The sequence below is a fragment of the Variovorax trehalosi genome (assembly GCF_051216415.1).
Taxonomy (GTDB): domain Bacteria; phylum Pseudomonadota; class Gammaproteobacteria; order Burkholderiales; family Burkholderiaceae_C; genus Variovorax.
The window spans coordinates 460,805-481,534 of sequence record NZ_JBPJZG010000002.1 but is presented as its reverse complement, the minus strand read 5'-3'; the positions used below and the strand labels follow the sequence as shown (position 1 = coordinate 481,534).

The following is a 20,730-nucleotide window of genomic DNA, read 5'->3' as shown; positions in this document are numbered from 1 at the left end:
GGCCTTCGCTCTTCCTGGAATTGTTGATATGCAACCGCTGATCGATGGACTCATCTATATCGTCGACGACGACGCCAGCGTGCGCGAGGCGCTGGCCTGGCTGCTGCGCTCGCGGCGCCTGGCGAGCGAGCATTTCGGCAGCGCCGAGGCTTTCGAGCAGTTGCTTGCACAGGGTCCGCTGCCCGATCAGCCGCGTTGCCTGCTGCTCGACGTGCGGATGCCCGGCACCAGCGGGCTCGTGCTGTTCGACCGCCTGGCCGAGCGCGGCCTGCTGGACGCGATGCCAGTGATCTTCCTCACCGGCCATGCGGACGTGCCGACGGCCGTCGATGCGGTCAAGCGCGGCGCCTTCGATTTCTGCGAGAAGCCGTTCTCGGACAACGCGCTGGTCGACCGCATCGAGCAGGCGCTCGGTGCATCGCTGCGGGCGCTGGATGTGCAGCGCGTGCGCCACAGCCTTGCCGGACGCATCGCCGAACTGACCGATCGTGAGCGCGACGTGATGCGGCTCGTGGTCGAGGGACTGCCGAACAAGCTGATCGCCGATCAGCTGGCGATCAGCGTGCGCACGGTGGAGGTCCACCGGGCGCGTGTGTTCGAGAAGATGGAAGTGAAGTCGGCCGTCGAGTTGGCGAACCGACTTCGGGACCTTTAGAAGGTCAGGCTTTTTCCGCGACGAAGATTTCGACGCGGCGGTTCTGGGCGCGGCCAGCGGCGGTGCCGTTGTCGGCCAGCGGTTCGCGCGAGCCCCGGCCGTCGGTCGTGACCGCGGTGGTCGACACGCCGCGGCCCACCAGGTGGTTGCGCACGCTGTCGGCGCGGCTCACCGAGAGGCGCTCGTTGCCTTCTTCGCTGCCCGTGTTGTCGGTGTGGCCGACCACGCGCACGCTGGCGGCGGTGGCGGTCTTCAAGCCGTCGGCGACCTTGTCGAGCACCTGCGCGAGGTTGCGCTTGACGTTGGCGCGGCCGGTGTCGAACGAGAGTTCATTCGGAATGACCACATGCAGCTGGTTGTCGGCGGTCTGCTCGATCACCACGCCCGTGCCCTTGGTCGAGGCTTCCAGGTCGGCCTTCAGTGCGGCCAGGCGCGCGGTCCAGCTGTTGGCGGGCGGTGCCGGCTGTGCAGCCGGTGCGGGTGCCGGCGGCGGTGCGGACTGCGAAGCGCAGCCTGCAATGAACATCACCGCAGCCGCTGCTGCTGCACCCGAGACAAGAAGCTTCCTCATGAGTTTTCCCTCTTATGGACCAAAAAAAAGATGGCGGGAACCGGCCGTTCGTTGCGGCCGGTTTCCCGCTGGGTGGCTGCTTAGCCGCGCGGGCCGCGCTCACCCACGTAGATTTCGACGCGGCGGTTCTGCGCGCGGCCGGCATCGGAGTTGTTGTCGGCCACCGGCTCGTGCGAACCGCGGCCTTCGATGCGGAAGGCCGCCGCGTTCACGCCGCGTGCCACGAGATAGTCGCGCGTGCTGGCGGCACGGTCGACCGACAGCGGGTTGTTGATGGCGTCCGAGCCGGTGCTGTCGGTGTGGCCGATGATGCGCACCTCGGCATTCGGGTTGTTGCGCAGGCCGCTGGCGAACTGGTCGAGCACCGGTGCGAAGTTCGGCTTGATGTTGGCGCGGCCCACGTCGAACGACACGTCGCTCGGAATGGCCAGCTTCAGCTCGTTATTCTGCGTCTGGGTCACGGCCACGCCGGTGCCCTGGGTGGCGGCTTCCATCTGGCGCTTCTGGTTTTCCATGCGCTGCGACCACAGGTAGCCGCCGAGCGCGCCGGCTGCCGCGCCGACCACCGCGCCCGTGCCGATGGCACCGCGGTTGCCGCCGGTGGCCGAGCCGATGGCGGCGCCGCCCAGTGCGCCGATGCCGGCGCCGATGCCGGTGTTGCGTTGGGTGTCGGTCATGCCGCCGGCGCAGCCGGACAGGACGATGGCGGTAGCGCAGGTGGCGAGTACGAATTTTTTCATGGCGATCCCTTTCGATGTTTGATCAAGCGGGGCACAGCTTAGCGCTGGGGAGGGTACGCGATGGTACGGGTTCAAGGCCCTACGGAAAATAAGAAAACCTTCGGTATTGCGCATGAATGTTACGATGATTGCTACTAAAGTAATAGCGATCAGGCGCTTCTCCGACACCGGTGCGCGGCACTGGGCTACACGAGCAATTCACGGTTTCGGCGGCGGACGCCCATCGTCAGGCGCGCGGTCGGCCTCGGGCTCGGTGTCGTCGTGCAATTCACCCTTGCTGCGGCCGGAAAACATGGTCCACCAGATGATCAAGATGAACACGAGTCCTGCGGCGAGGGCTTCAAGCAGAATCAAACCCATGAGAAATGGACTCCAGTGGCTGGTCGGGCTTGTGATCGTAGCAACGCTCGCCGGCTGTTCCGTCGGCCCCCGCGTGCCCGACGCACCCACCCGACCTTCCGCCACCCCGCCGCGCGAGCTCGGACCGCTGACCGGATCGCTCGCGCACCCCAAGAGCCGCTGGGTGCCCGTCGGCTGGGCGGAGCTGCCGGGTTTCAGCGAAGACCCGTTGCACGAAGCCTGGATCGCGCTCCTGGCCAACTGCTCGCGCCCCAACGCCGCCTTCGCGCCGCTGTGCCGCGACGTGCGCCAGCTGGCCATCGCCACTCCCGAGGAGCAGCGCCAGTGGATGACCGACCGGCTGCAGCCCTATCGCGTCGAATCGCTCGCGGGCCAGAGCGAAGGCAAGCTCACCAGCTACTACGAGCCGGTGTACGAAGCCTCCCGCGTGCCCAGCGCCGCCTTCAACGTGCCGCTCTACCAGGCGCCGGAAGGGCTGGTGCCCAAGCGCCCCTGGTACACGCGTCAGGAAATCGAGACCCTGCCCGAAGCCCAGGCCGCGCTGCGCGGCCGCGAGATCGCGTGGATGGCCGACCCCATCGACGCGCTGATGCTGCACATCCAGGGCTCGGGGCGCCTGCGCATTACCGAGGCCAACGGCTACCAGCACACTGTGCGCGTGGCCTTCGCGGCCACCAACGAGCAGCCCTACCGCAGCGTGCAGCAGTGGCTCATGAGCCAGGGCGTGAGCAAGGTCGGCAAGTGGCCCGACGACACCAAGGCCTGGGCCGTGCAGAACCCGCAGCGCGTGCCGCAGCTCCTGTGGAGCAATCCGCGCTACGTGTTCTTCCGCGAGGAAACGATGAGCGAGGTCGATGCCGCCTTCGGCCCGCGCGGCGCGCAGGGCGTGCCGCTCACGGCGGGCCGCTCGATCGCGGTCGACCGCGAGAGCATTCCCTACGGCACGCCGGTGTGGCTCGCCTCGAGCGGGCCGGCGGCGCAACTGCAGAAGCTGGTGGTGGCGCAGGACACTGGCAGCGCGATCCTCGGCGCGGTGCGCGCCGACTACTTCGCAGGCACCGGTCCCGAAGCGGGACGGCTGGCTGCGAGCGTGAACCAGCCGTTGCGCCTGTGGGCCCTGTGGCCAAGGCAGCTCCCCGCTCCCTGAGCAGAGAGCGCGCGGCAGCGCTCGATCCCTTCCAGAAACACCGCGGAACCGGCTTTGCCGGGCCGCCGGTGTTGCCCCCGGTAGGGGGAAGGAGAAGCGACACGAAGTGCGCGGAGCCTGGGGGCGAGCCACATTCAACCTGACGGGAACCTGATCAATTCACGGGAGTGTCATACGAAGTGCCTAGCTTCGCGGGTTGTCTTCTTCTTCAACCCACGAAAGAAATTGCGCATGACCGCAAATACCCGTTCCGACGAATCTGGGATCGATCTCGACGATATCGGCACCAATCCCACCGCCAACCCCTCGTTCTCCGACCTGATCGCATCGCGCCTGAGCCGGCGCAGCCTGTTCGGCCTGGGCGTGGGCACCGCCGGCACGGCGCTGCTGCAAGCCTGCGGCGGCGGCGGTGGTGGCGGCACCAACTTCCCGATCCTGCCGCCCGCACCCGCGCCGGCCCCCGCGCCGGCACCTGCGCCCGGCGCAGCCCCGCTCAAGCTCAACTTCAATGCCGTGGCCAAGAGCCTGGACGACGTGGTGAGCGTGCCCGCCGGCTACACCGCCAGCGTGCTCTATCGCCTGGGAGACCCGATCGCTGCCGGCGTGCCCGCCTATGCCAACGACGGCACCGACGCACCGGCCACCTATGACCGCCGCGCCGGCGACCACCACGACGGCATGACCTACTTCGGCATCAATGCGTCGAACAAGTGGGACCCGGTCGGTGCGTCGCGCGGTCTGCTCGTGATGAACCACGAAGCCATCACGCCGCTGTTCCTGCATCCCACCGGCCAGACGGTGGTGGGCGGTGCCCGGACCGTTGCCGACGAAGTGCTGCGCGAGTTCTACCTGCACGGCGTGAGCGTGATCGAGGTCAACAAGACCGGCAACGCCTGGAGCTACAAGCAGGACTCGAGCCTCAACCGCCGCGTGCACACGCTGACCGAGATGGCCTTCTCGGGCCCGGCCGCCAAGACCGACTACCTGAAGACCAAGTACTCGACCGACGGCAGCAAGACCCGCGGCACGCTCAACAACTGCGCCAACGGCACCACGCCCTGGGGCACGTACCTGACCTGCGAAGAGAACTGGGCCGGTTACTTCCGCCGCGTCAAGGCCACCGACGATGCCAAGCGCACCGCCAAGGAATTGGTTTCCTTCGGCCGCTACGGCGTCGCCAGCAACGGCCGCGAACTCTGGGCCACCGTCACGCCCGACACCGCCGACAACCTGTACGGCCGCTGGAATACGGAAGCGCTGGGCGCCACCGCCACCGACGACTACCGCAACGGTTCCAACACCTACGGCTGGGTCGTCGAAATCGACCCCTTCACGCCCGCCAGCACGCCCAAGAAGCGCACCGCGCTCGGCCGCTTCGGCCATGAAGGCGCCTGCCTCGGCCCGGTCGTGGTCGGCAAGCCGCTGGTCTGGTACATGGGCGACGACTCGCAGAACGAGTACCTCTACAAGTTCGTCTCCACCAAGGCCTGGGACGCGGCCGACATCGGCGGCGGCATCGCGGCCGGCGACAAGTACATGGACGACGGCAAGCTCTACGTCGCCAGGTTCAACGCCGACGGCACGGGCAACTGGCTCGAGCTGAAACTGGGCGTCAACGGCATTACCGCCGGCAACGCCACCTACGCTTTCGCGGATGCGGCCGATGTCGTGATCAATGCGCGCCTTGCGGCCGACGCGGCCGGCGCCACCAAGATGGATCGCCCCGAGTGGACGTCCGTGAACCCGAAGAACGGCGAGGTGTACCTCACGCTCACGAACAACGCGGCCCGCACGATCAATGGTGTCAATGGCACCGACGCGGCCAATCCGCGTTACTACAACGACCCGAAGGGCGTGGCACAGACCGCGCAGAAGGGCAACCCGAACGGCCACATCGTGCGTTTTGCCGACGCGGGCGGCGACCCGGCTGCCGTGAGCTTCAAGTGGGACGTGTACCTCTTCGGCGCGCGCTCGACGGCATCGGCCGACGTGAACCTGTCGAATCTGGCCGCGGACAACGACTTCTCCAGCCCCGACGGCCTGTGGTTCAGCGAAGCCGCGCCCGGCCTGCTGTGGCTCCAGACCGACGACGGCAAGTACACCGACGTGACCAACTGCATGATGCTCGCGGCCCTGCCCGGCAAGGTCGGCGACGGCGCGGCGAAGACCATCACCAACGTCGACGGCGGCGCCACCGCCACGCAGGCCACCTTCGTCGGCAAGGCACCCGGCACCGACGGCCTGCGCCGTTTCCTGGTCGGCCCGAAGGACTGCGAAATCACCGGCATCGCCGAATCGGGCGACGGCCGTGCGCTGTTCGTCAACATCCAGCATCCGGGTGAAACCACGGCGGCTGCGAACATCTCCGACCCGACGAAGTTCGGCAGCCACTGGCCCGAAGGCGGCAATGCCCGTCCGCGCTCGGCGACGGTGGTGATCACGAAGAACGACGGCGGCCTGATCGGCCTCTGAAGTGAGTCCGGCACCGTGGACCGACCTCGCCGGTCCACGCGTGCGGCTCCCGAATGTGGACGACGACACGCGGCTGTCGTCGTGTTCGCGTGCGTGCGGCGTCATCGTTTTGTCATGAGCGATGCACGCCGTCGTCACAGTGGATAACTAAGGTTCACGCCTGACCGGTAGCGGAGAGGCTGCACGGTCATCCACCCGCAACACCCACGATAACTCGGGAGAAATTCCATGTCCGATTCCAAGGCGCAGTCCGGCGCCTCGCGCCGTCACGCCCTCAAATTGCTCGGTGCCGCACCGATGCTGCCGCTCGGCGGCCTTGCCTTCCTTACCGCCTGCGGCGGCGGTGGTGGTGGCGGCCAGGCATTCCCGCCCATCGTGTTGCCGCCCGCGCCCCCACCGGCACCGGCGCCCGCCGCCAACTTCGTCTCGGCCGAGTTCGGCGGCATGGCCGCACCGTCGCTCGCGGATGCCGCCGCCATGGCCACGACCACGGTCGGCTCCACGCTCAAGGTGTCGTTCGACAACGGCAGTTCCACCGAATACAGGCTGGCCTACCAGCCCTTCTTCCTGACCGGCGACCTGGTGTCCGACGGCAAGGGCGGCAAGGTCCTCGCGGGCGGCTATGTCGACATCAACAACAAGCCGATCATCGACGCCTCGGTCGCCGGCGAGGAACGCCAGTTCTTCTCCGATGCACCCGACGGCAGCTCGCTGCTGACCGTGCCCAACGCCAGCGTGCCCGGCGTCAAGGGCAAGCCGGTATTCGCGGTCGTCCAGTTCGAATACACGACGAAGAACAAGGCCGGTGTCAGCACCTACGGCCAACTGCCCTCGCCCATCGCCGTGCTCACGCTCGACCAGGACCAGGCCACCGGCAAGCTGAGCCTGGTGAAGTACCACAACGTCGACATGTCCAGCGCCCATGGCCTCTGGATCACCTGCGGCGCGAGCCTCTCGCCCTGGGGCACGCACCTCTCGAGCGAAGAGTACGAACCCGATGCCTTCACTGCCTCGACCAACGCGCAGTTCAAGGCCTACAGCAAGAACGTGTTCGGCAGCGAGACCGCGGCCAAGGCCTACCACTACGGCCACCTGCCCGAAGTCACCGTGAATCCCGACGGCACCGGCAGCGTGAAGAAGCACTATTGCCTCGGCCGCATCTCGCACGAGCTGATCCAGGTCATGCCCGACAACCGCACCGCGCTCATGGGCGACGACTACACCAATGGCGGCCTCTTCATGTTCGTGGCCGACAAGGAGAAGGACCTCTCCGCCGGCACGCTGTACGTCGCCAAGGTCGGCACCGGCTTTTCGATCGACCCGGCCGCCGCCGGCGCCGACCTGACCTGGATCAAGCTGGGCCACGCCACCAGCGCCGAGATCGAGGCGCTGGCCAACACGATCGCGCCGACCGACATCATGGATGTGAAGTTCGCCGACCCGGCCGATGCGAGCTACACGAAGATCTTTGCCGACGGCGTCGCGCAGTGGGTGAAGCTCGTGCCCGGCATGGAGAAGGCCGCAGCATTCCTCGAAACGCACCGCTACGCCAACCTCGTGGGCGCCAGCATGGCCTTCACCAAGATGGAAGGCACGACCGTCAACGCCAAGGACAAGGTCGCCTACTCGGCGCTGGCCAACATCCAGGACTCCATGGTCAAGAACGGCAAGGCCTGGCGCGCCGAGATGAACGTCTCGCTCGACAAGCTGCTCAAGGCCGGCGGCGTGATGGCCCATTCGATGGCCGGCGGCAAGCAGGACACCGGCGGCACCGCGATCAACAGCGACTGGGTGCCCTTCTCGACCAAGGCGCTGATCGTGGGTGAAGACATCGCCGCCGATGCGCTGGGCAACACCGCCAACCCCGACAAGATCGCCAGCCCCGACAACATCAAGTTCTCGGAAAAGATGCGCACCCTCTTCATCGGCGAAGACAGTGGCAACCACGTGAACAACTTCCTGTGGGCCTACAACGTCGACACGAAGAAGCTCAGCCGCATCCTGTCGACCCCGGCCGGCGCCGAGTGCACGGGCCTGCACGCGGTGGACGAGATCAATGGCTGGACGTACATCATGAGCAACTTCCAGCACCCGGGCGAGTTCATCGGCACGACGGTGCAGGGCGTGAAGGATGCGGTCGGTCCGCTGATCAAGACCAACTACAACCAGGGCTTCAGCGCCGTGGTCGGCTACCTCACGGCCGACCCGATCCAGCCGAAGCTCAAGAAGTAATCAAGCCTTTCGGCTGATCGGGATTCAGGATGGCGCTGCCGGCAACGGCAGCGCCGTCTTGTATCTGACCTGCTTGAGCGCAAAGCTCGAGCGGATCTTCTCGATCCCCGGAATCGGCGTGAGCTGCTCCATGATGAATCGCTCCAGTGCCGCCATGTCGGCCACGGCGATGCGGATCAGGTAGTCGCTGTCGCCGGTCATCAGGTAGCACTCCATCACCTCGTCGTGCTCGGCGATGCGCTGCTCGAAGTCGGCGAGCGACTGCTTGCTCTGCGTCGTCAAGCTGATCGAGATGAACACGTTGAGCCCGAGGCCCAGCGCCTTCGCGTTCGCGAGCGCCACATAGCGGTCGATCACGCCGTTCGCTTCGAGCACCTTCACGCGCGCCAGGCACGGCGAAGGCGAGAGGTGGACGCGGCGCGCCAGTTCCACGTTCGACAGCGCGCCGTCGCGCTGCAGCTCGTCGAGAATGCGCAGGTCGATGGCATCGAGTTGCATGAAATGCTTCGAAATCAAGAGGTGGCGGAATTTTATGCTGCGACGACAGCGTGGACTTGCCGGCGCCGGTAGCTAATTTTCCGCATGTCGGCTTAAAGTGCCGTCATGAACGCCCCGATTTCAGCCGACCAGATGCGCGCCCTGCTGCTCGACAGCCCGATGTCGCACGACCCCGATCCCGCGGAGACCGCCGAATGGCGCGACGCCTTCCTGGCACTCGCGCAAACGCATGGCCCGCAGCGCGCGCGCCAGATGCTGGTCGAGCTGGCCCGCGTGGCGCGGCAGCAGCGCATCGGCTGGCAGCCCGAGCTTGCGACGCCTTACGTCAACACCATCGCCGCCGAAGACCAGCCGCCGTTCCCGGGTGACCTCGCGGTGGAAGAGCGCCTGGCTTCGCTGATGCGCTGGAACGCGCTCGCGATGGTGGCCAAGGCCAACCAGGCGTATGGCGAACTCGGCGGCCACATCGCGAGCTACGCGAGCGCCGCCGACCTGTTCGAGACCGGCTTCAACCACTTCTTCCATGCGCGCAGCGAGCAGCACCGCGGCGACCTCGTGTTCTTCCAGCCGCACAGCGCGCCCGGCGTCTATGCGCGGGCGTTCCTCGAAGGCCGCTTGAGCGAGGAAGACCTGAAGCACTATCGCCAGGAACTCACCGCGCCGGCCTTCACGGAAGGCAGCGGCGCGCGGGGCCTGAGCAGCTATCCGCATCCGTACCTGATGCCGGACTTCTGGCAGTTCCCCACCGGTTCGATGGGCATCGGCCCCATCAGCTCGATCTACCACGCGCGTTTCATGCGCTACCTCACGCACCGCAACCTCCTGAACTGCGAAGGCCGCAAGGTCTGGGGCGTGTTCGGCGACGGCGAGATGGACGAGCCCGAATCGATGAGCGCGTTGACGCTCGCCGCGCGCGAGAAGCTCGACAACCTCGTGTGGGTCGTCAACTGCAACCTGCAGCGCCTCGATGGCCCGGTGCGCGGCAACGGCCGCATCATCGACGAGCTCGAGAAGCTCTTCGCCGGCGCGGGCTGGAACGTCGTCAAGCTCGTGTGGGGCAGCGACTGGGACGGCCTCTTCGCGCAGGACGTGAGTGGCGCATTGGCCCGCGTGTTCGCCAACACCGTCGACGGCCAGATGCAGACCTTCGCCGCGAAGGACGGCCGCTTCAACCGCGACAACTTCTTCGGCCAGAACCCCGAGCTCGCGCGCCTGGCCGAAGGCATGACCGACGAGCAGATCGATCGCCTGAAGCGCGGCGGCCACGACCTCGTGAAGATCCACGCCGCGTATGCCGCAGCCGCCAAGCACAAGGGCCAGCCCACCGTGATCCTCGCCCACACCAAGAAGGGCTACGGCATGGGCAGCGCCGCGCAGGGCAAGATGACCACGCACTCGCACAAGAAGATGGGCGACGTGGACCTCATCGAATTCCGCGACCGCTTCAACCTGCCGCTCACCGATGCGCAGGCCACCGCGATGGACTTCTATCGCCCGGCCGAAGACAGCGCCGAGATGCGTTATCTGCGCCAGCACCGCGAAGCGCTCGGCGGCGCCATGCCGCGCCGCGAGACCGCCTGCGACGTGGTGCCCAAGCCCGACATCGCGAGCTACGCGCAGTTCGCCACCGCCGCGGCCGGCAAGGAGATGAGCACCACCATGGCGTTCGTCCGCATGCTGGGCAACCTCATGAAGGACAAGGCGCTCGGCCCGCGCATCGTGCCCATCGTGGCCGACGAGGCGCGCACCTTCGGCATGGCGAATCTCTTCAAGCAGGTGGGCATCTATTCGAGCGTGGGCCAGCGCTATGCGCCCGAAGACATCGGCTCGGTGCTGAGCTACCGCGAAGCCACCGACGGGCAGATCCTCGAAGAGGGCATCAGCGAAGCCGGCGCCATCGCGAGCTGGACGGCCGCGGCCACCAGCTACAGCGTGCATGGCCTCGCGATGCTGCCCTTCTACATCTACTACTCGATGTTCGGCTTCCAGCGCGTGGGCGATGCCATTTGGGCCGCAGCCGACCAGCGTGCGCGCGGCTTCCTGCTCGGTGCCACCTCCGGCCGCACCACGCTCGGCGGCGAAGGCCTGCAGCACCAGGACGGCAGCAGCCACCTCGTGGCCGCGACCATCCCGAACTGCAAGGCCTACGACCCGGCCTATGCGGGCGAGATGGCGGTGATCGTCGATGCGGGCATCCGCGAAATGATGGTCGAGCAGAAGGACGTTTTCTATTACGTCACGCTCATGAACGAGAACTACGCGCAGCCCGATGTGCCCGCGGGTGCGGAAGGCGACATCCTGCGCGGGTGCTATCGCTTCGGCACGTATGCGCCGGCTTCTGGAAAAGCGAAGAAGAAGGTCACGCTGATGGGCTCGGGCGCGATCCTCACCGAGGTCGTCAAGGCCGCGCAGTTGCTGGCCGACGAGGGCATCGAGGCCGAGGTGTTCAGCGTCACGAGCTGGAGCGAACTCGCACGCGACGGCTTGGCGAGCGAGCAGCGCGCCATCGCCGGTGAAGAAGCCGACGTGCCGTTCATCGCGCAGCAACTCGGTGCTGGCAAGGCCCCGATCATTGCCGCCACCGACTACGTGCGCAGCGTGCCCGAGAGCGTGCGCGCCTTCCTCCCCGAAGGCCGCCGCTACCTCACGCTCGGCACCGACGGCTTCGGCCGCAGCGACACGCGCGCCGCGCTGCGCGCCTTCTTCCGCGTGGATGCGGCGAGCATCGCGCGGGCCGCACGTTACGCGCTCGGCCCCGCTTCGTGAATTCCGACGCGCCTCTGGCGCGTCGGTTGCGGACTTCTTTTCGAACTGAATGCGAGTTGTGAAAAGACGAGCGCCGCGTTCTCTCGGTTAGGAGAGGGCGCGCGGGCCCGACTCGAATGCGAGTATCGAACGCGAGCCTCCACTCATATTATTTTCCTGACGAAGCAACCGAACAGGAGTAACCATGAGCGTTGAGAAAATCGCATCCACACAGTGCATGCTCGCGACTACCAGCGCAGCGCATCCCTACGCGCAGCTGGTCGCCATGAAGCGCTGGGCCGATCACGGCCTCTATGAAGCCGCGGACCGGAATCTCGGGAAATTGAGTCCGCAGGACGCCTTCCTCATGCGCCGCGTCCTCGATCACATGCATGCGGTCGACCGGATCTTCCAGCACCACTTGCAAGGGCTCCCCCACACGTTCCGAGCGGCACGCTCCGAAGCGTTGCCGGAGATCGCGGCGCTGGCGAGCGGCACCCGGGAGGTCAACGACTGGTATGTCGCCTACGTGGACAGCCTCGCGGCCACCGATGCCGACGAACCGATCGACTTCATCTTCACCAGCGGAAAGCCTGCGCGCATGACGCGGGGCGAAATCATCCTGCATGTGTGCCTGCACGGCAGCTACCACCGGGGCAATGCCGGGGCCCTTCTGCAGCTGAGGGACATCACGCCGAGCCGGGATGGCATCACGGACTTTTTCGAAGCCGAGCCCTCCCGGGCGCACGCCTATTGAAGATAGCCGACCACGAAGCGCGTGGTCTCGTCGGCGAGCTTCTTCAGTGCCTTGTCCGACAGCATCTCGGCGCGGTGCAGCACCGCGGTGTGCGCCAGCGCTTCGATGGACGTCACGCACATGAAGGCTGCGAGTTCGAGGTCGGTCACGCGAAGCTCATCGCGATGGGCTTGGAGATAGCCCACGAAGAAGGCGTGGGTCTCGCGAACCAGGCCCACCGCGTTCTCGAAGCGGCCCGTGTGCGGGATCTGCTCCGCGAGGGCGCGATGCAGCTTGGGATCGATGCGGTGCGCCTCGATGGCCACGGCAACGAGCCTGCGCACCGCCTTGGCCACCGGCTGCGAGGCGACCTCCACCATGGCACCGCGGACGAGTTGCGCGATCTCCGCGTTGTGGCGTTCGATGACGGCGGCCACGAGCGCCTCCTTGCTCGGAAAGTACTGGTAGAGCGAGCCGACGCTGACGCCCGCCGCTTCTGCGATCCGGTTGGTGCTGGCCTTGTCGAATCCTTCCTTCACCAGGATGCGGGCCGTCGCTTCGATCAGCGCATCGACGGTCACTCTCGAGCGCTCCTGCGTGGCGTGCTTCCTGGGCCTGGTGATGACCTTGCGTGGCATGTCGGCGTTCCTGAAGACGAATGAAAAATGCGAGCCGTCGCTCATGCTAGCGCGCGAGGCCCGCACGGGTGCCGGGATCAGCCACCGAACAGAAGCGGGAAGCTCGGCTTCATCGTCATCAGGGCCGCGACGACGCCGAAGAGGGCGATCACGCCCACGCGCGCAACAAGGGCGGACTTCTCGCGGGCGAACGCCCCGATCTGCGCACCCGGAGCCTCGCCGTGGAGCGCCGATTCGACCCGCAACTCCCAGGGCGCGACGAATCCGTGTCGCACCGCCACGGCAATCGCGATGACGGCGAATGCCGCAAGCAGCCACGGTGTCCACAGCGGCCAGCCGCCGAGAAACACCAGAACGATGCCGGCGAGCACCCCCAGGTTGAGCAGCAGGTGCGCGGAGCGGCCGGCGCGCAGTGCCATCCTCGCGGGCCGCCATTGGCCTCTGCGGGCCATGGCAAAAAGCAGTTCGCCGGCCATGAACGACAGCAGTGCCGCGAGCGTCGCACCGGTGTGGATCATCAGAGCAGTCGTGTACAGCATCGGCGTATTCAGGCGGTGCCTGCCTCGCGGAAATGAGGACGGCCTTTGAATTGGTTTTCCATGCGTTCGATCTCCAGTCACATCGTTCGTTGAATGATTCGGTGTGCCGAAAGAATACGAGCGCAGGCTCGCATTGGTCTACTCGCATTCCTGAAACGCGCGGCACGCCACGCACAGAGGCCTTTCGCGGACAGGAGAGGCGTCACGTACTCGCATTTCCGGCAACCGCGATGTGCAGATGCAGCGCATCTTTCAAGCCGCCAGGCATGCATCGCAGCGTGCCGCACGCGCAGGCCTGCGTTAGAGTCGCGCGGTTCATATGACCGCCCGCTTCCAATCCCTCACCCCCACCGTCCGCCTGGCCGACCAGGTGGCCGATGCGCTCGCGGCCGAGGTGCGCAGCGGGCGCCTGTCCGAAGGCGACCGGCTGCCGACCGAGGCGGTGCTCGCCGAGCAGTTCGGCGTGAGCCGCACCGTGGTGCGTGAGGCGGTCTCTCGGCTCAAGTCGCTGGGGCTCGTGGATTCGCGCCAGGGCAGCGGCGTGTATGTGCGCGCTGCCGGCGTCGAGCCGCTGCGCTTCGAGATGCCGCATGTCGCCTCGCGCGAAGCGGTGATCCAGATGGTCGAGCTGCGCCGCGCACTCGAAGCGGAAGTGGCCGCGCTCGCGGCCGAGCGCCGTACCCCTGAAGACGTGCAACGCATCCGCGATGCCATCGACGCGCTGCATGCCGCAGTGGCGGCCGGCGGCAACGGTGCCGACGAAGACGTGCGCTTTCATCGCGCCATCGCCGAGGCTGCGCGCAATCCGTTCCTGATCGGCACGCTGCAGTATCTGCGGCAGTTCCTGCACGGCGCCACGCGCGTCACACGCGCCAACGAGGCGCGCCGCGCGGACTTCGCGCGCGAAGTCGCGCAGGAGCATGCGCAGATCGTCGAAGCCATCGAGGCCGGCGATGCATTGCGCGCCCGCGAGGCCGCCAAGTCGCACATGGACAACGCGATCCGCCGCATCGAGCAGGCCGATCCGGCCTTCTGGCAGCAGGAAGGCGCGCAGCTCGCGCGGCCGCTGGTCGAAGGCTGGCCTGCGGGCCAGTAAGAAGGAAACGAAGTGTTTTCTGCGGGTTTACCCGGGTCGGGCAACTTGTCTCAAATTTGTATGATGACCTGACAAATCAAGAGGCGGCCGCGCTGCATGGCGACGGGACGACCTCGCTTTTCTCATCCAAAGCAAGCGGACTCCCTCCATGACTCCAACCCTCCAGGCCGGCGCGCCTTCGGCCATGGCCGGCCTGCCGCCCGACACCGCGCTCGAGAAGCGCGCGTATTCCAAGGTCTTCTGGCGCCTCGTTCCCTTCCTGATGCTCTGCTACGTGGTCGCGTACCTCGACCGCGTGAACGTCGGCTTCGCCAAGCTGCAGATGGGGCAGGACCTGGGCTTCAGCGAAACGGTGTTCGGCCTGGGCGCGGGCATCTTCTTCCTCGGCTACTTTCTCTTCGAAGTGCCGAGCAACCTGCTGCTCAACCGCGTGGGCGCGCGCATGTGGATCGCGCGAATCATGATCACCTGGGGCATCCTCTCCGCATGCTTCGTGTTCGTGGAGACGCCCACCAGCTTCTACATCCTGCGGTTCCTGCTCGGCGTGGCCGAGGCGGGCTTCTATCCCGGCGTGATCCTCTACCTCACCCACTGGTACCCCTCGCACCGGCGCGCGCGGATCATCGCGGTCTTCATGTCGGCGATCCCGGTGGCGGGCATCTTCGGCAATCCGCTCTCGGGCTGGATCATGGATGCGTTCCATGGCGTCTCGTCGATGCACGGCTGGCAGTGGATGTTCGTCATCGAGGCCATTCCCGCGGTGCTCGTGGGCGTGATGGTTCTCTTCTACCTGGACAACGGCATCCAGCAGGCCCGCTGGCTTTCGCCCGAGGAAAAGGCCTTGCTCCAGCGCGAGGTCGAGCGCGACCAGGCGCACGGCGCCAAGGGCCCGCACTCGGTGGCCGCGGTGTTCCGCGATGCGCGCGTGTGGTGGATGGCGCTCATCTACTTCGCCTTCGTCATGGGCCAGTACGCGCTGACTTTCTGGCTGCCCACGCTGGTAAAGGCGACGGGCGTGCAGGGCAACTTCAACATCGGCTTGCTGAGCGCGATTCCGTTCGTCTGCGCGATCGTCGCGATGAACCTCTTCGGCCGCAGCGCCGACCGCCGCCAGGAGCGCCGCTGGCACCTGATCGTGCCCGCGATGATGGGCGCCGTGGGCTTCACCGTGGCCGCCTCGTACACGCAGAACACGGCCGTCTCGCTCGCGTTCCTCTCGCTCGCTGCGGCGGGTGTGCTGACCTGTGCGCCGCTTTTCTGGTCGCTGCCCACGGCTTTCCTCTCGGGCACGGCCGCAGCGGCCGGCATCGCGGCCATCAATTCGGTGGGGAACCTCGCGGGCTTCGTGAGCCCCTACCTCATCGGCTACCTCAAGGACCTCACCGGCAGCACGCAGATCGGCATGTACGTGCTGGCCGCCGCGCTGGTGCTCGGGGCCATCGGCGTGTGGCTCACACCCAAGCAACTCGTCAACCGCTGATCGGAGAAACGACACCATGACAGACATCCCCAGCAACACCCCCGTCGTCGGTCTCGTGGGCCTCGGCGCCATGGGCAGCGGCATGGCGCAATCGCTGCGCCGCGCGGGCCATGCACCGCATGTGTTCGACGTGCGCCCCGGCGTCGCCGAAGTCTTCGCGCGCGATGGCGGCACGGCCTGCGACTCGCTCGCCGCGCTCGGTGCGCAGTGCGACATCGTGGTCAGCGTGGTCGTCAATGCGGCGCAGACCGAGTCGGTGCTGTTCGGCGACGGCACCACGCCCGGTTGTGCAGCGTCGATGAGGCCCGGCAGCCTCTTCGTGATGTGCTCGACCGTCGATCCGAACTGGTCCGTCGCGCTCGAAGCGCGCCTCGCGGCGCAGGGCATCCTGTACCTCGACGCGCCGATCTCCGGCGGCGCCGCCAAGGCCGCGAGCGGCCAGATGACGATGATGACTGCTGGCACGCCCGCCGCTTATGCCAAGGCCGGCGGCATGCTCGACGCGATGGCCGCGAAGGTCTACCGCCTGGGCGACTCGGCCGGCGCGGGCAGCAAAGTGAAGGTCATCAACCAGCTGCTGGCCGGCGTGCACATCGCCGCAGCCGCCGAGGCGATGGCGCTGGGCCTGCGCGAAGGCGTGGACCCCGATGCGCTCTACGAAGTCATCACGCACAGCGCAGGCAACAGCTGGATGTTCGAGAACCGCATGGCGCATGTGCTCGCGGGCGACTACACGCCGCTGTCGGCCGTCGACATCTTCGTGAAGGACCTGGGGCTCGTGCTCGACGTGGCGCGCGCGAGCAAGTTTCCGCTGCCGCTGTCGTCCACCGCGCACCAGATGTTCATGCAGGCATCGACCGCGGGCTTTGCGCGCGAGGATGACAGTGCGGTCATCAAGATCTTCCCGGGCATCGAACTACCGGCCGCGAAAGGAAAAGCCTCATGAGCGACATCAAGACCGTCGACACCCCACTGCTGCGCATCGGCTATGAAGAATGGAACCCCGGCGGCACCGCGACCGTCGTGCTGATGCACGGCTGGCCCGACAGCCCGCGCTGCTGGCACGGCGTGGCGCCGAAGCTCGCCGCGGCCGGTTGGCGCGTGCTCGCCCCCGCGCTGCGCGGCTTCGCGCCCACGCGCTTCCTGCTTGACGACACGCCGCGCAGCGGCCAGCTCTCTGCGCTGGGCCGCGACCTGCTCGACTTCATCGATGCGCTCGGCCTCGACAAGCCTGCGCTCGTCGGCCACGACTGGGGTGCCCGTGCGGTCGCCAATGCCTGCGGCCTCCGGCCCGAGGTGGCGCGCGCGCTGGTGCTGATGTCGGTCGGCTACGGCACCAACGCCCCCGACCAGCCGATGGCGCTCGAACAGGCGCGCAACTACTGGTACCACTGGTACATGGCCACGCCGCGCGGCGAACGCACGGTGCACGACGACCGCATCGCCTTCACGCGAACGATGTGGAACACCTGGGCGCCTGAGGGCTGGTACGAACCCGCCGAGTTCGAGGCCACCGCCGCCGCCTTCGAAGGCGACGACTGGGCGAAGGTGGTGGTGCATTCGTACCGCCACCGCTGGGGCTTCACGCCCGGCGATCCGCGCTATGCCGTCGACGATGCCGTGCTCAACCCCGCGCCGGTGCTGCCCGTGCCCACGCTCGTGTTGCACGGCGCGGCCGACAGCTGCAATCATCCCGACACCTCGGCCGGCAAGGAGCGTTTCTTCAGCGGCCCGTACCGCCGCGAACTGCTCGACGGCGTGGGTCATTTCCCGCAGCGCGAAGCGCCCGAGGCGGTTGCCGATGCGTTGCTGCGCTTCCTGCCCGCCATTTCCTGAACGAACTCGCAAAGACAAGACGACACCATGAACATCCTCATCACCGGCGGCTGCGGCTTTCTCGGCGCACGGCTCGCGCGCACGCTGCTCGCGGGCGGCCCGCTCGCATTGGCTGGCGGCGCAGCCAAAGACATCGCGCGCATCACGCTGGCCGACCGCGTGCCGCCGCCCGCCGACCTCGCAGCCGATGCCCGCATCCAGTTCGTGCAGGGCGACCTCTACGAGCAGGCCGCCAACGGCGCATTGCCGCTGGCCGACACCGATGCCGTCTTCCACCTCGCCGCGGCAGTGAGCGGCGAATGCGAAGCCGATTTCGACCTCGGCATGCGCAGCAACCTCGACACCACCCGCGCCCTGCTCGACGCCTGCCGCCGCGCGGGCCATGCGCCGGTGTTCGTGTTCTCCAGCTCGGTCGCGGTGTTCGGCGATTCGCCCGAGCAGCGCCTGCCCGCGGTGATCGAGGACACCACGCTGCCGACGCCGCAGAACAGCTACGGCATCCAGAAGTTCATCGGCGAACAGCTCGTGGCCGACTTCACGCGCAAGGGCTTCGTGCAGGGGCGCAACGTGCGGCTCATGACGGTGTCGGTGCGACCGGGCCGCCCGAACGGCGCGGCCTCCAGCTTCCTGAGCGGCATGCTGCGCGAGCCGCTGGCCGGCGAGCGTGCACGTTGCCCCGTCGCGCCGGAAACACCGGTCGCGCTGGCATCGCCCGGCAACACCGTCGCGGGCATCGTGCGCGCGGCCACCGCGAGCGCGGCCGAATGGGGGGCACGCACCGCCATCAACCTGCCCGCATTGACCACGACAGTGCGCGAGATGGCCGATGCGCTCGAACGCATCGCCGGCAAGGACGCCACGGGTTTGATCGACTGGACGCCCGACGCGCAGGTCGCCAAGATCGTCACCAGCTGGCCGAGCCGCATCCACGCCGCGCGCGCCGAGGCGCTGGGCCTGAAGGCCGATGCGAGCTTCGACGCCATCCTGCGCGACTACGTGCGCGAGAACCCGCAGGCGGTGAAACTGCCTGTCGCTACCAAGGACTGATCCATGGGCAAGCTCGTGCTCGGCTGCATCGCCGACGATTTCACCGGCGCGACCGACCTCGCCAACAACCTCGTGCGCGCCGGCATGCGCGTGGTGCAGGCCATTGGCGTGCCGGCCACGCCGCTCGACGCGGACGTCGATGCGGTCGTGGTCGCGCTCAAGTCGCGCACCATCGCGCCGGCCGAGGCCATCGCGCAATCGCTCGATGCGTTGCGCTGGCTGCAGGCGCAGGGTGCGCAGCAGATCTACTTCAAGTACTGCTCGACCTTCGACAGCACGGCGCAGGGCAACATCGGCCCCGTCACCGAGGCGTTGATGGAGGCGCTCAAGTGCGACTTCACCATCGCCACACCAGCCTTTCCCGACAACAAGCGCACCGTGTTCAAGGGCTACCTGTTCGCGGGCGATGTGCTGCTCAACGAGAGCGGCATGCAGAACCATCCGCTCACGCCGATGACGGACCCCAACCTCGTGCGCGTGCTGCAGGCGCAGTGCGCGCACAAGGTGGGGCTCATCGATCACACGGTGGTGGCGCGCGGCGATGCGGCGATCACCGAGCGCATCGCGCAGTTGAAGAGCGAGGGCATCTCGATCGCCATCGTCGATGCGGTGTCGAACGATGACCTGCTGCGCCTCGGCCCCGCGATCGCGAAGATGCCGCTGGTCACTGCAGGTTCGGGCGTGGCCATCGGGCTGCCCGCCAACTTCGGGCTCTCGCCTTCTTCGCAAGCCAGCGCATTGCCGGCAGCGAGCGGGTTGCGTGCCGTGGTGTCGGGCAGCTGCTCGCTTGCCACCAACCGGCAGGTGCTCGACTTCATCCAGCGCGGCGGTGCGGCGCTGGCGGTCGATCCGCTGCGCATCGCGGCGGGTATCGATGTCGCGGCCGAAGCGCTGGCTTGGGCGGCGCCGCTCGTCGGCAAGCAACCGGTGCTGGTCTATTCCACTGCCGAGGCCGGCGCCGTGAAGTCGGTGCAGGGCAAGCTCGGTGTGGAGGAAGCCGGCGCGATGGTCGAGCGCACCATCGCCGCCATTGCGCGCGGCCTGGTGGACCTGGGCGTGCGCCAGCTGGTCGTTGCGGGCGGCGAGACTTCGGGCGCGTGCGTGCAGGCGCTGGGCATCGCGCAGATGCAGATCGGCCCGCAGATCGACCCCGGCGTGCCGTGGTGCCATGCGCGCGCCGAGGCGGCGCCGGGCGCGGGCGTGCACATCGCGCTCAAGTCCGGCAACTTCGGTGGGGACGATTTCTTCACCAAGGCCTTTACAGTGCTGGCATGACCGAGAACCAAGCGCGCGAAGAAATCTGCCGGGTCGGCCGCAGCCTGTTCGAGCGCGGCTATGTGCATGCGACGGCGGGCAACATCAGTGTGCGGCTGGACGATGGCTTCCTCATCACGCCGACCGATGCGTGCCTTGGCTTTCTCGATCCGGCGCGGCTCGCACGGCTCGATGCGGATGGCAAGCAGACCGGCGGCGACCGCGCCAGCAAGACCATCGCGCTGCACACGCGCATCTACGCCGCCGCGCGCAAGTTCGATGCGCAGATAGCCTGTGTGATCCACACGCACAGCACGCATTGCGTGGCGCTCACGCTGAATGCGCCGGGCGACGAACTGCTCCCTGCACTCACGCCCTACTTCGTGATGAAAGTCGGCCATGTGCCGCTCATTCCGTACCACCGCCCCGGCGCGCCGGAAGCGGTGGAGAAGGTGGCGCAAGCCATCGAACGCTTCGGCACCGCGGGCACGCCCCTTCGCGCCGTGATGCTCGAACGCCTCGGCCCCAACGTGTGGCACGAGACGCCGGCCGCCGCGATGGCGGTGCTCGAGGAACTGGAAGAAACCGCCAGGCTCCAGATGCTCACCGGCGCCACAAGGCCCGCGCCGCTGGATGCCGATCAGATCGATGAACTGCGCACCACCTTCGGTGCGCGCTGGTAGT

19 protein-coding genes are annotated in these 20,730 nt (G+C 67.3%); 13 read left to right on the top strand and 6 right to left on the bottom strand.

Going from position 1 to position 20,730, the window contains the following annotated elements:
- Positions 1 to 28 precede the first annotated feature (28 nt).
- On the top strand, positions 29 to 655 hold the full coding sequence (locus ACSFA7_RS10255) for a response regulator transcription factor (protein WP_435499257.1): 627 nt from the start codon (positions 29 to 31) through the stop codon (positions 653 to 655).
- Positions 656 to 659: 4 nt separating this feature from the next.
- Here ACSFA7_RS10255 and ACSFA7_RS10250 read toward each other — a convergent pair whose 3' ends face one another.
- The 3 genes from ACSFA7_RS10250 to ACSFA7_RS10240 form a co-directional block, all read right to left on the bottom strand.
- Entirely contained in the window at positions 660 to 1,226 is a 567-nt protein-coding gene (locus ACSFA7_RS10250; protein ID WP_435499256.1) for an OmpA family protein, read from the bottom strand.
- Positions 1,227 to 1,306: 80 nt separating this feature from the next.
- On the bottom strand, positions 1,307 to 1,966 hold the full coding sequence (locus ACSFA7_RS10245; RefSeq protein WP_013544214.1) for a YiaD family glycine zipper/OmpA-like lipoprotein: 660 nt from the start codon (positions 1,964 to 1,966) through the stop codon (positions 1,307 to 1,309).
- Positions 1,967 to 2,164: 198 nt separating this feature from the next.
- Positions 2,165 to 2,326, bottom strand: a complete 162-nt coding sequence (locus tag ACSFA7_RS10240) for a hypothetical protein (protein WP_257863189.1) — start codon at positions 2,324 to 2,326, stop codon at positions 2,165 to 2,167.
- On the opposite strand from ACSFA7_RS10240, the gene mltA reads away from it, so the two are divergent.
- The 3 genes from mltA (at position 2,325) to ACSFA7_RS10225 (ending at position 8,177) form a co-directional block, all read left to right on the top strand.
- On the top strand, positions 2,325 to 3,473 hold the full coding sequence (gene mltA / locus ACSFA7_RS10235; protein WP_435499255.1) for a murein transglycosylase A: 1,149 nt from the start codon (positions 2,325 to 2,327) through the stop codon (positions 3,471 to 3,473). The genes ACSFA7_RS10240 and mltA overlap by 2 nt on opposite strands.
- 231 nt (positions 3,474 to 3,704) lie before the next feature.
- Positions 3,705 to 5,945 (top strand): PhoX family protein, encoded by a 2,241-nt coding sequence (locus ACSFA7_RS10230; RefSeq protein ID WP_435499254.1) that lies wholly within the window; start codon positions 3,705 to 3,707, stop codon positions 5,943 to 5,945.
- Positions 5,946 to 6,173: 228 nt separating this feature from the next.
- Entirely contained in the window at positions 6,174 to 8,177 is a 2,004-nt protein-coding gene (locus ACSFA7_RS10225) for a PhoX family protein (RefSeq protein WP_435499253.1), read from the top strand.
- Between the two features lie 24 nt (positions 8,178 to 8,201).
- On the opposite strand, the gene ACSFA7_RS10220 is transcribed toward ACSFA7_RS10225, so the two are convergent.
- Positions 8,202 to 8,675, bottom strand: coding sequence for an Lrp/AsnC family transcriptional regulator (locus ACSFA7_RS10220; RefSeq protein WP_257863193.1), 474 nt, complete (start codon positions 8,673 to 8,675; stop codon positions 8,202 to 8,204).
- A gap of 105 nt (positions 8,676 to 8,780) precedes the next feature.
- Between ACSFA7_RS10220 and mdeB the strand changes: the two genes are divergently transcribed.
- Complete coding sequence (gene mdeB, locus ACSFA7_RS10215; protein ID WP_435499252.1) at positions 8,781 to 11,441, top strand: alpha-ketoglutarate dehydrogenase; 2,661 nt, start codon at positions 8,781 to 8,783, stop codon at positions 11,439 to 11,441.
- A gap of 184 nt (positions 11,442 to 11,625) precedes the next feature.
- Positions 11,626 to 12,177, top strand: a complete 552-nt coding sequence (locus ACSFA7_RS10210) for a DinB family protein (RefSeq protein WP_435499251.1) — start codon at positions 11,626 to 11,628, stop codon at positions 12,175 to 12,177.
- Here the strand turns inward: ACSFA7_RS10210 and ACSFA7_RS10205 are convergent.
- On the bottom strand, positions 12,171 to 12,794 hold the full coding sequence (locus tag ACSFA7_RS10205; RefSeq protein ID WP_435499250.1) for a TetR/AcrR family transcriptional regulator: 624 nt from the start codon (positions 12,792 to 12,794) through the stop codon (positions 12,171 to 12,173). The two genes, ACSFA7_RS10210 and ACSFA7_RS10205, sit on opposite strands and share 7 nt — an antisense overlap.
- Before the next feature lie 77 nt (positions 12,795 to 12,871).
- Positions 12,872 to 13,333: a hypothetical protein gene (locus ACSFA7_RS10200; protein ID WP_435499249.1), complete on the bottom strand. Its 462-nt coding sequence runs from the start codon at positions 13,331 to 13,333 to the stop codon at positions 12,872 to 12,874.
- A gap of 319 nt (positions 13,334 to 13,652) precedes the next feature.
- Here ACSFA7_RS10200 and ACSFA7_RS10195 point away from each other — a divergent pair, with 319 nt between their 5' ends.
- The 7 genes from ACSFA7_RS10195 to ACSFA7_RS10165 all read left to right on the top strand — a co-directional run bounded on the left by ACSFA7_RS10195 (position 13,653) and on the right by ACSFA7_RS10165 (position 20,729).
- Positions 13,653 to 14,429, top strand: coding sequence for a FadR/GntR family transcriptional regulator (locus ACSFA7_RS10195; protein WP_435499248.1), 777 nt, complete (start codon positions 13,653 to 13,655; stop codon positions 14,427 to 14,429).
- A gap of 148 nt (positions 14,430 to 14,577) precedes the next feature.
- Positions 14,578 to 15,909, top strand: a complete 1,332-nt coding sequence (locus tag ACSFA7_RS10190; RefSeq protein ID WP_206176215.1) for an MFS transporter — start codon at positions 14,578 to 14,580, stop codon at positions 15,907 to 15,909.
- 16 nt (positions 15,910 to 15,925) lie between these two features.
- The gene (ltnD, locus tag ACSFA7_RS10185; protein ID WP_435499247.1) at positions 15,926 to 16,855 is read left to right on the top strand and encodes an L-threonate dehydrogenase; all 930 of its coding nucleotides are present in this window, start codon (positions 15,926 to 15,928) and stop codon (positions 16,853 to 16,855) included.
- Positions 16,852 to 17,745 (top strand): alpha/beta fold hydrolase, encoded by an 894-nt coding sequence (locus ACSFA7_RS10180; RefSeq protein ID WP_435499246.1) that lies wholly within the window; start codon positions 16,852 to 16,854, stop codon positions 17,743 to 17,745. Before ltnD ends, ACSFA7_RS10180 begins: the two co-directional genes overlap by 4 nt.
- A gap of 27 nt (positions 17,746 to 17,772) precedes the next feature.
- A complete protein-coding gene (denD, locus tag ACSFA7_RS10175) occupies positions 17,773 to 18,792 on the top strand; it encodes a D-erythronate dehydrogenase (protein WP_435499245.1) in 1,020 nt (339 codons plus the stop codon).
- A gap of 3 nt (positions 18,793 to 18,795) precedes the next feature.
- Positions 18,796 to 20,067, top strand: coding sequence for a 3-oxo-tetronate kinase (gene otnK / locus ACSFA7_RS10170; protein WP_435499244.1), 1,272 nt, complete (start codon positions 18,796 to 18,798; stop codon positions 20,065 to 20,067).
- Positions 20,064 to 20,729: a class II aldolase/adducin family protein gene (locus ACSFA7_RS10165; RefSeq protein ID WP_435499243.1), complete on the top strand. Its 666-nt coding sequence runs from the start codon at positions 20,064 to 20,066 to the stop codon at positions 20,727 to 20,729. The genes otnK and ACSFA7_RS10165 overlap by 4 nt, the downstream gene beginning before the upstream one ends.
- The last annotated feature ends 1 nt before the right edge of the window (position 20,730 follow it).

Excerpts from the sequence above, each read along its gene's own strand:
- ACSFA7_RS10200 (WP_435499249.1), bottom strand. The coding sequence starts at position 13,333 with ATGCTGTACACGACTGCTCTGATGATCCACACCGGTGCGACGCTCGCG.
- ACSFA7_RS10240 (WP_257863189.1), bottom strand. The coding sequence starts at position 2,326 with ATGGGTTTGATTCTGCTTGAAGCCCTCGCCGCAGGACTCGTGTTCATC.
- ACSFA7_RS10255 (WP_435499257.1), top strand. The coding sequence starts at position 29 with ATGCAACCGCTGATCGATGGACTCATCTATATCGTCGACGACGACGCC.
- mdeB (WP_435499252.1), top strand. The coding sequence starts at position 8,781 with ATGAACGCCCCGATTTCAGCCGACCAGATGCGCGCCCTGCTGCTCGAC.
- otnK (WP_435499244.1), top strand. The coding sequence starts at position 18,796 with ATGGGCAAGCTCGTGCTCGGCTGCATCGCCGACGATTTCACCGGCGCG.
- ACSFA7_RS10225 (WP_435499253.1), top strand. The coding sequence starts at position 6,174 with ATGTCCGATTCCAAGGCGCAGTCCGGCGCCTCGCGCCGTCACGCCCTC.
- mltA (WP_435499255.1), top strand. The coding sequence starts at position 2,325 with ATGAGAAATGGACTCCAGTGGCTGGTCGGGCTTGTGATCGTAGCAACG.
- ACSFA7_RS10250 (WP_435499256.1), bottom strand. The coding sequence starts at position 1,226 with ATGAGGAAGCTTCTTGTCTCGGGTGCAGCAGCAGCGGCTGCGGTGATG.
- ACSFA7_RS10210 (WP_435499251.1), top strand. The coding sequence starts at position 11,626 with ATGAGCGTTGAGAAAATCGCATCCACACAGTGCATGCTCGCGACTACC.
- ACSFA7_RS10230 (WP_435499254.1), top strand. The coding sequence starts at position 3,705 with ATGACCGCAAATACCCGTTCCGACGAATCTGGGATCGATCTCGACGAT.
- ACSFA7_RS10180 (WP_435499246.1), top strand. The coding sequence starts at position 16,852 with ATGAGCGACATCAAGACCGTCGACACCCCACTGCTGCGCATCGGCTAT.
- ACSFA7_RS10220 (WP_257863193.1), bottom strand. The coding sequence starts at position 8,675 with ATGCAACTCGATGCCATCGACCTGCGCATTCTCGACGAGCTGCAGCGC.
- ACSFA7_RS10205 (WP_435499250.1), bottom strand. The coding sequence starts at position 12,794 with ATGCCACGCAAGGTCATCACCAGGCCCAGGAAGCACGCCACGCAGGAG.
- denD (WP_435499245.1), top strand. The coding sequence starts at position 17,773 with ATGAACATCCTCATCACCGGCGGCTGCGGCTTTCTCGGCGCACGGCTC.
- ACSFA7_RS10190 (WP_206176215.1), top strand. The coding sequence starts at position 14,578 with ATGACTCCAACCCTCCAGGCCGGCGCGCCTTCGGCCATGGCCGGCCTG.
- ltnD (WP_435499247.1), top strand. The coding sequence starts at position 15,926 with ATGACAGACATCCCCAGCAACACCCCCGTCGTCGGTCTCGTGGGCCTC.
- ACSFA7_RS10245 (WP_013544214.1), bottom strand. The coding sequence starts at position 1,966 with ATGAAAAAATTCGTACTCGCCACCTGCGCTACCGCCATCGTCCTGTCC.
- ACSFA7_RS10195 (WP_435499248.1), top strand. The coding sequence starts at position 13,653 with ATGACCGCCCGCTTCCAATCCCTCACCCCCACCGTCCGCCTGGCCGAC.
- ACSFA7_RS10165 (WP_435499243.1), top strand. The coding sequence starts at position 20,064 with ATGACCGAGAACCAAGCGCGCGAAGAAATCTGCCGGGTCGGCCGCAGC.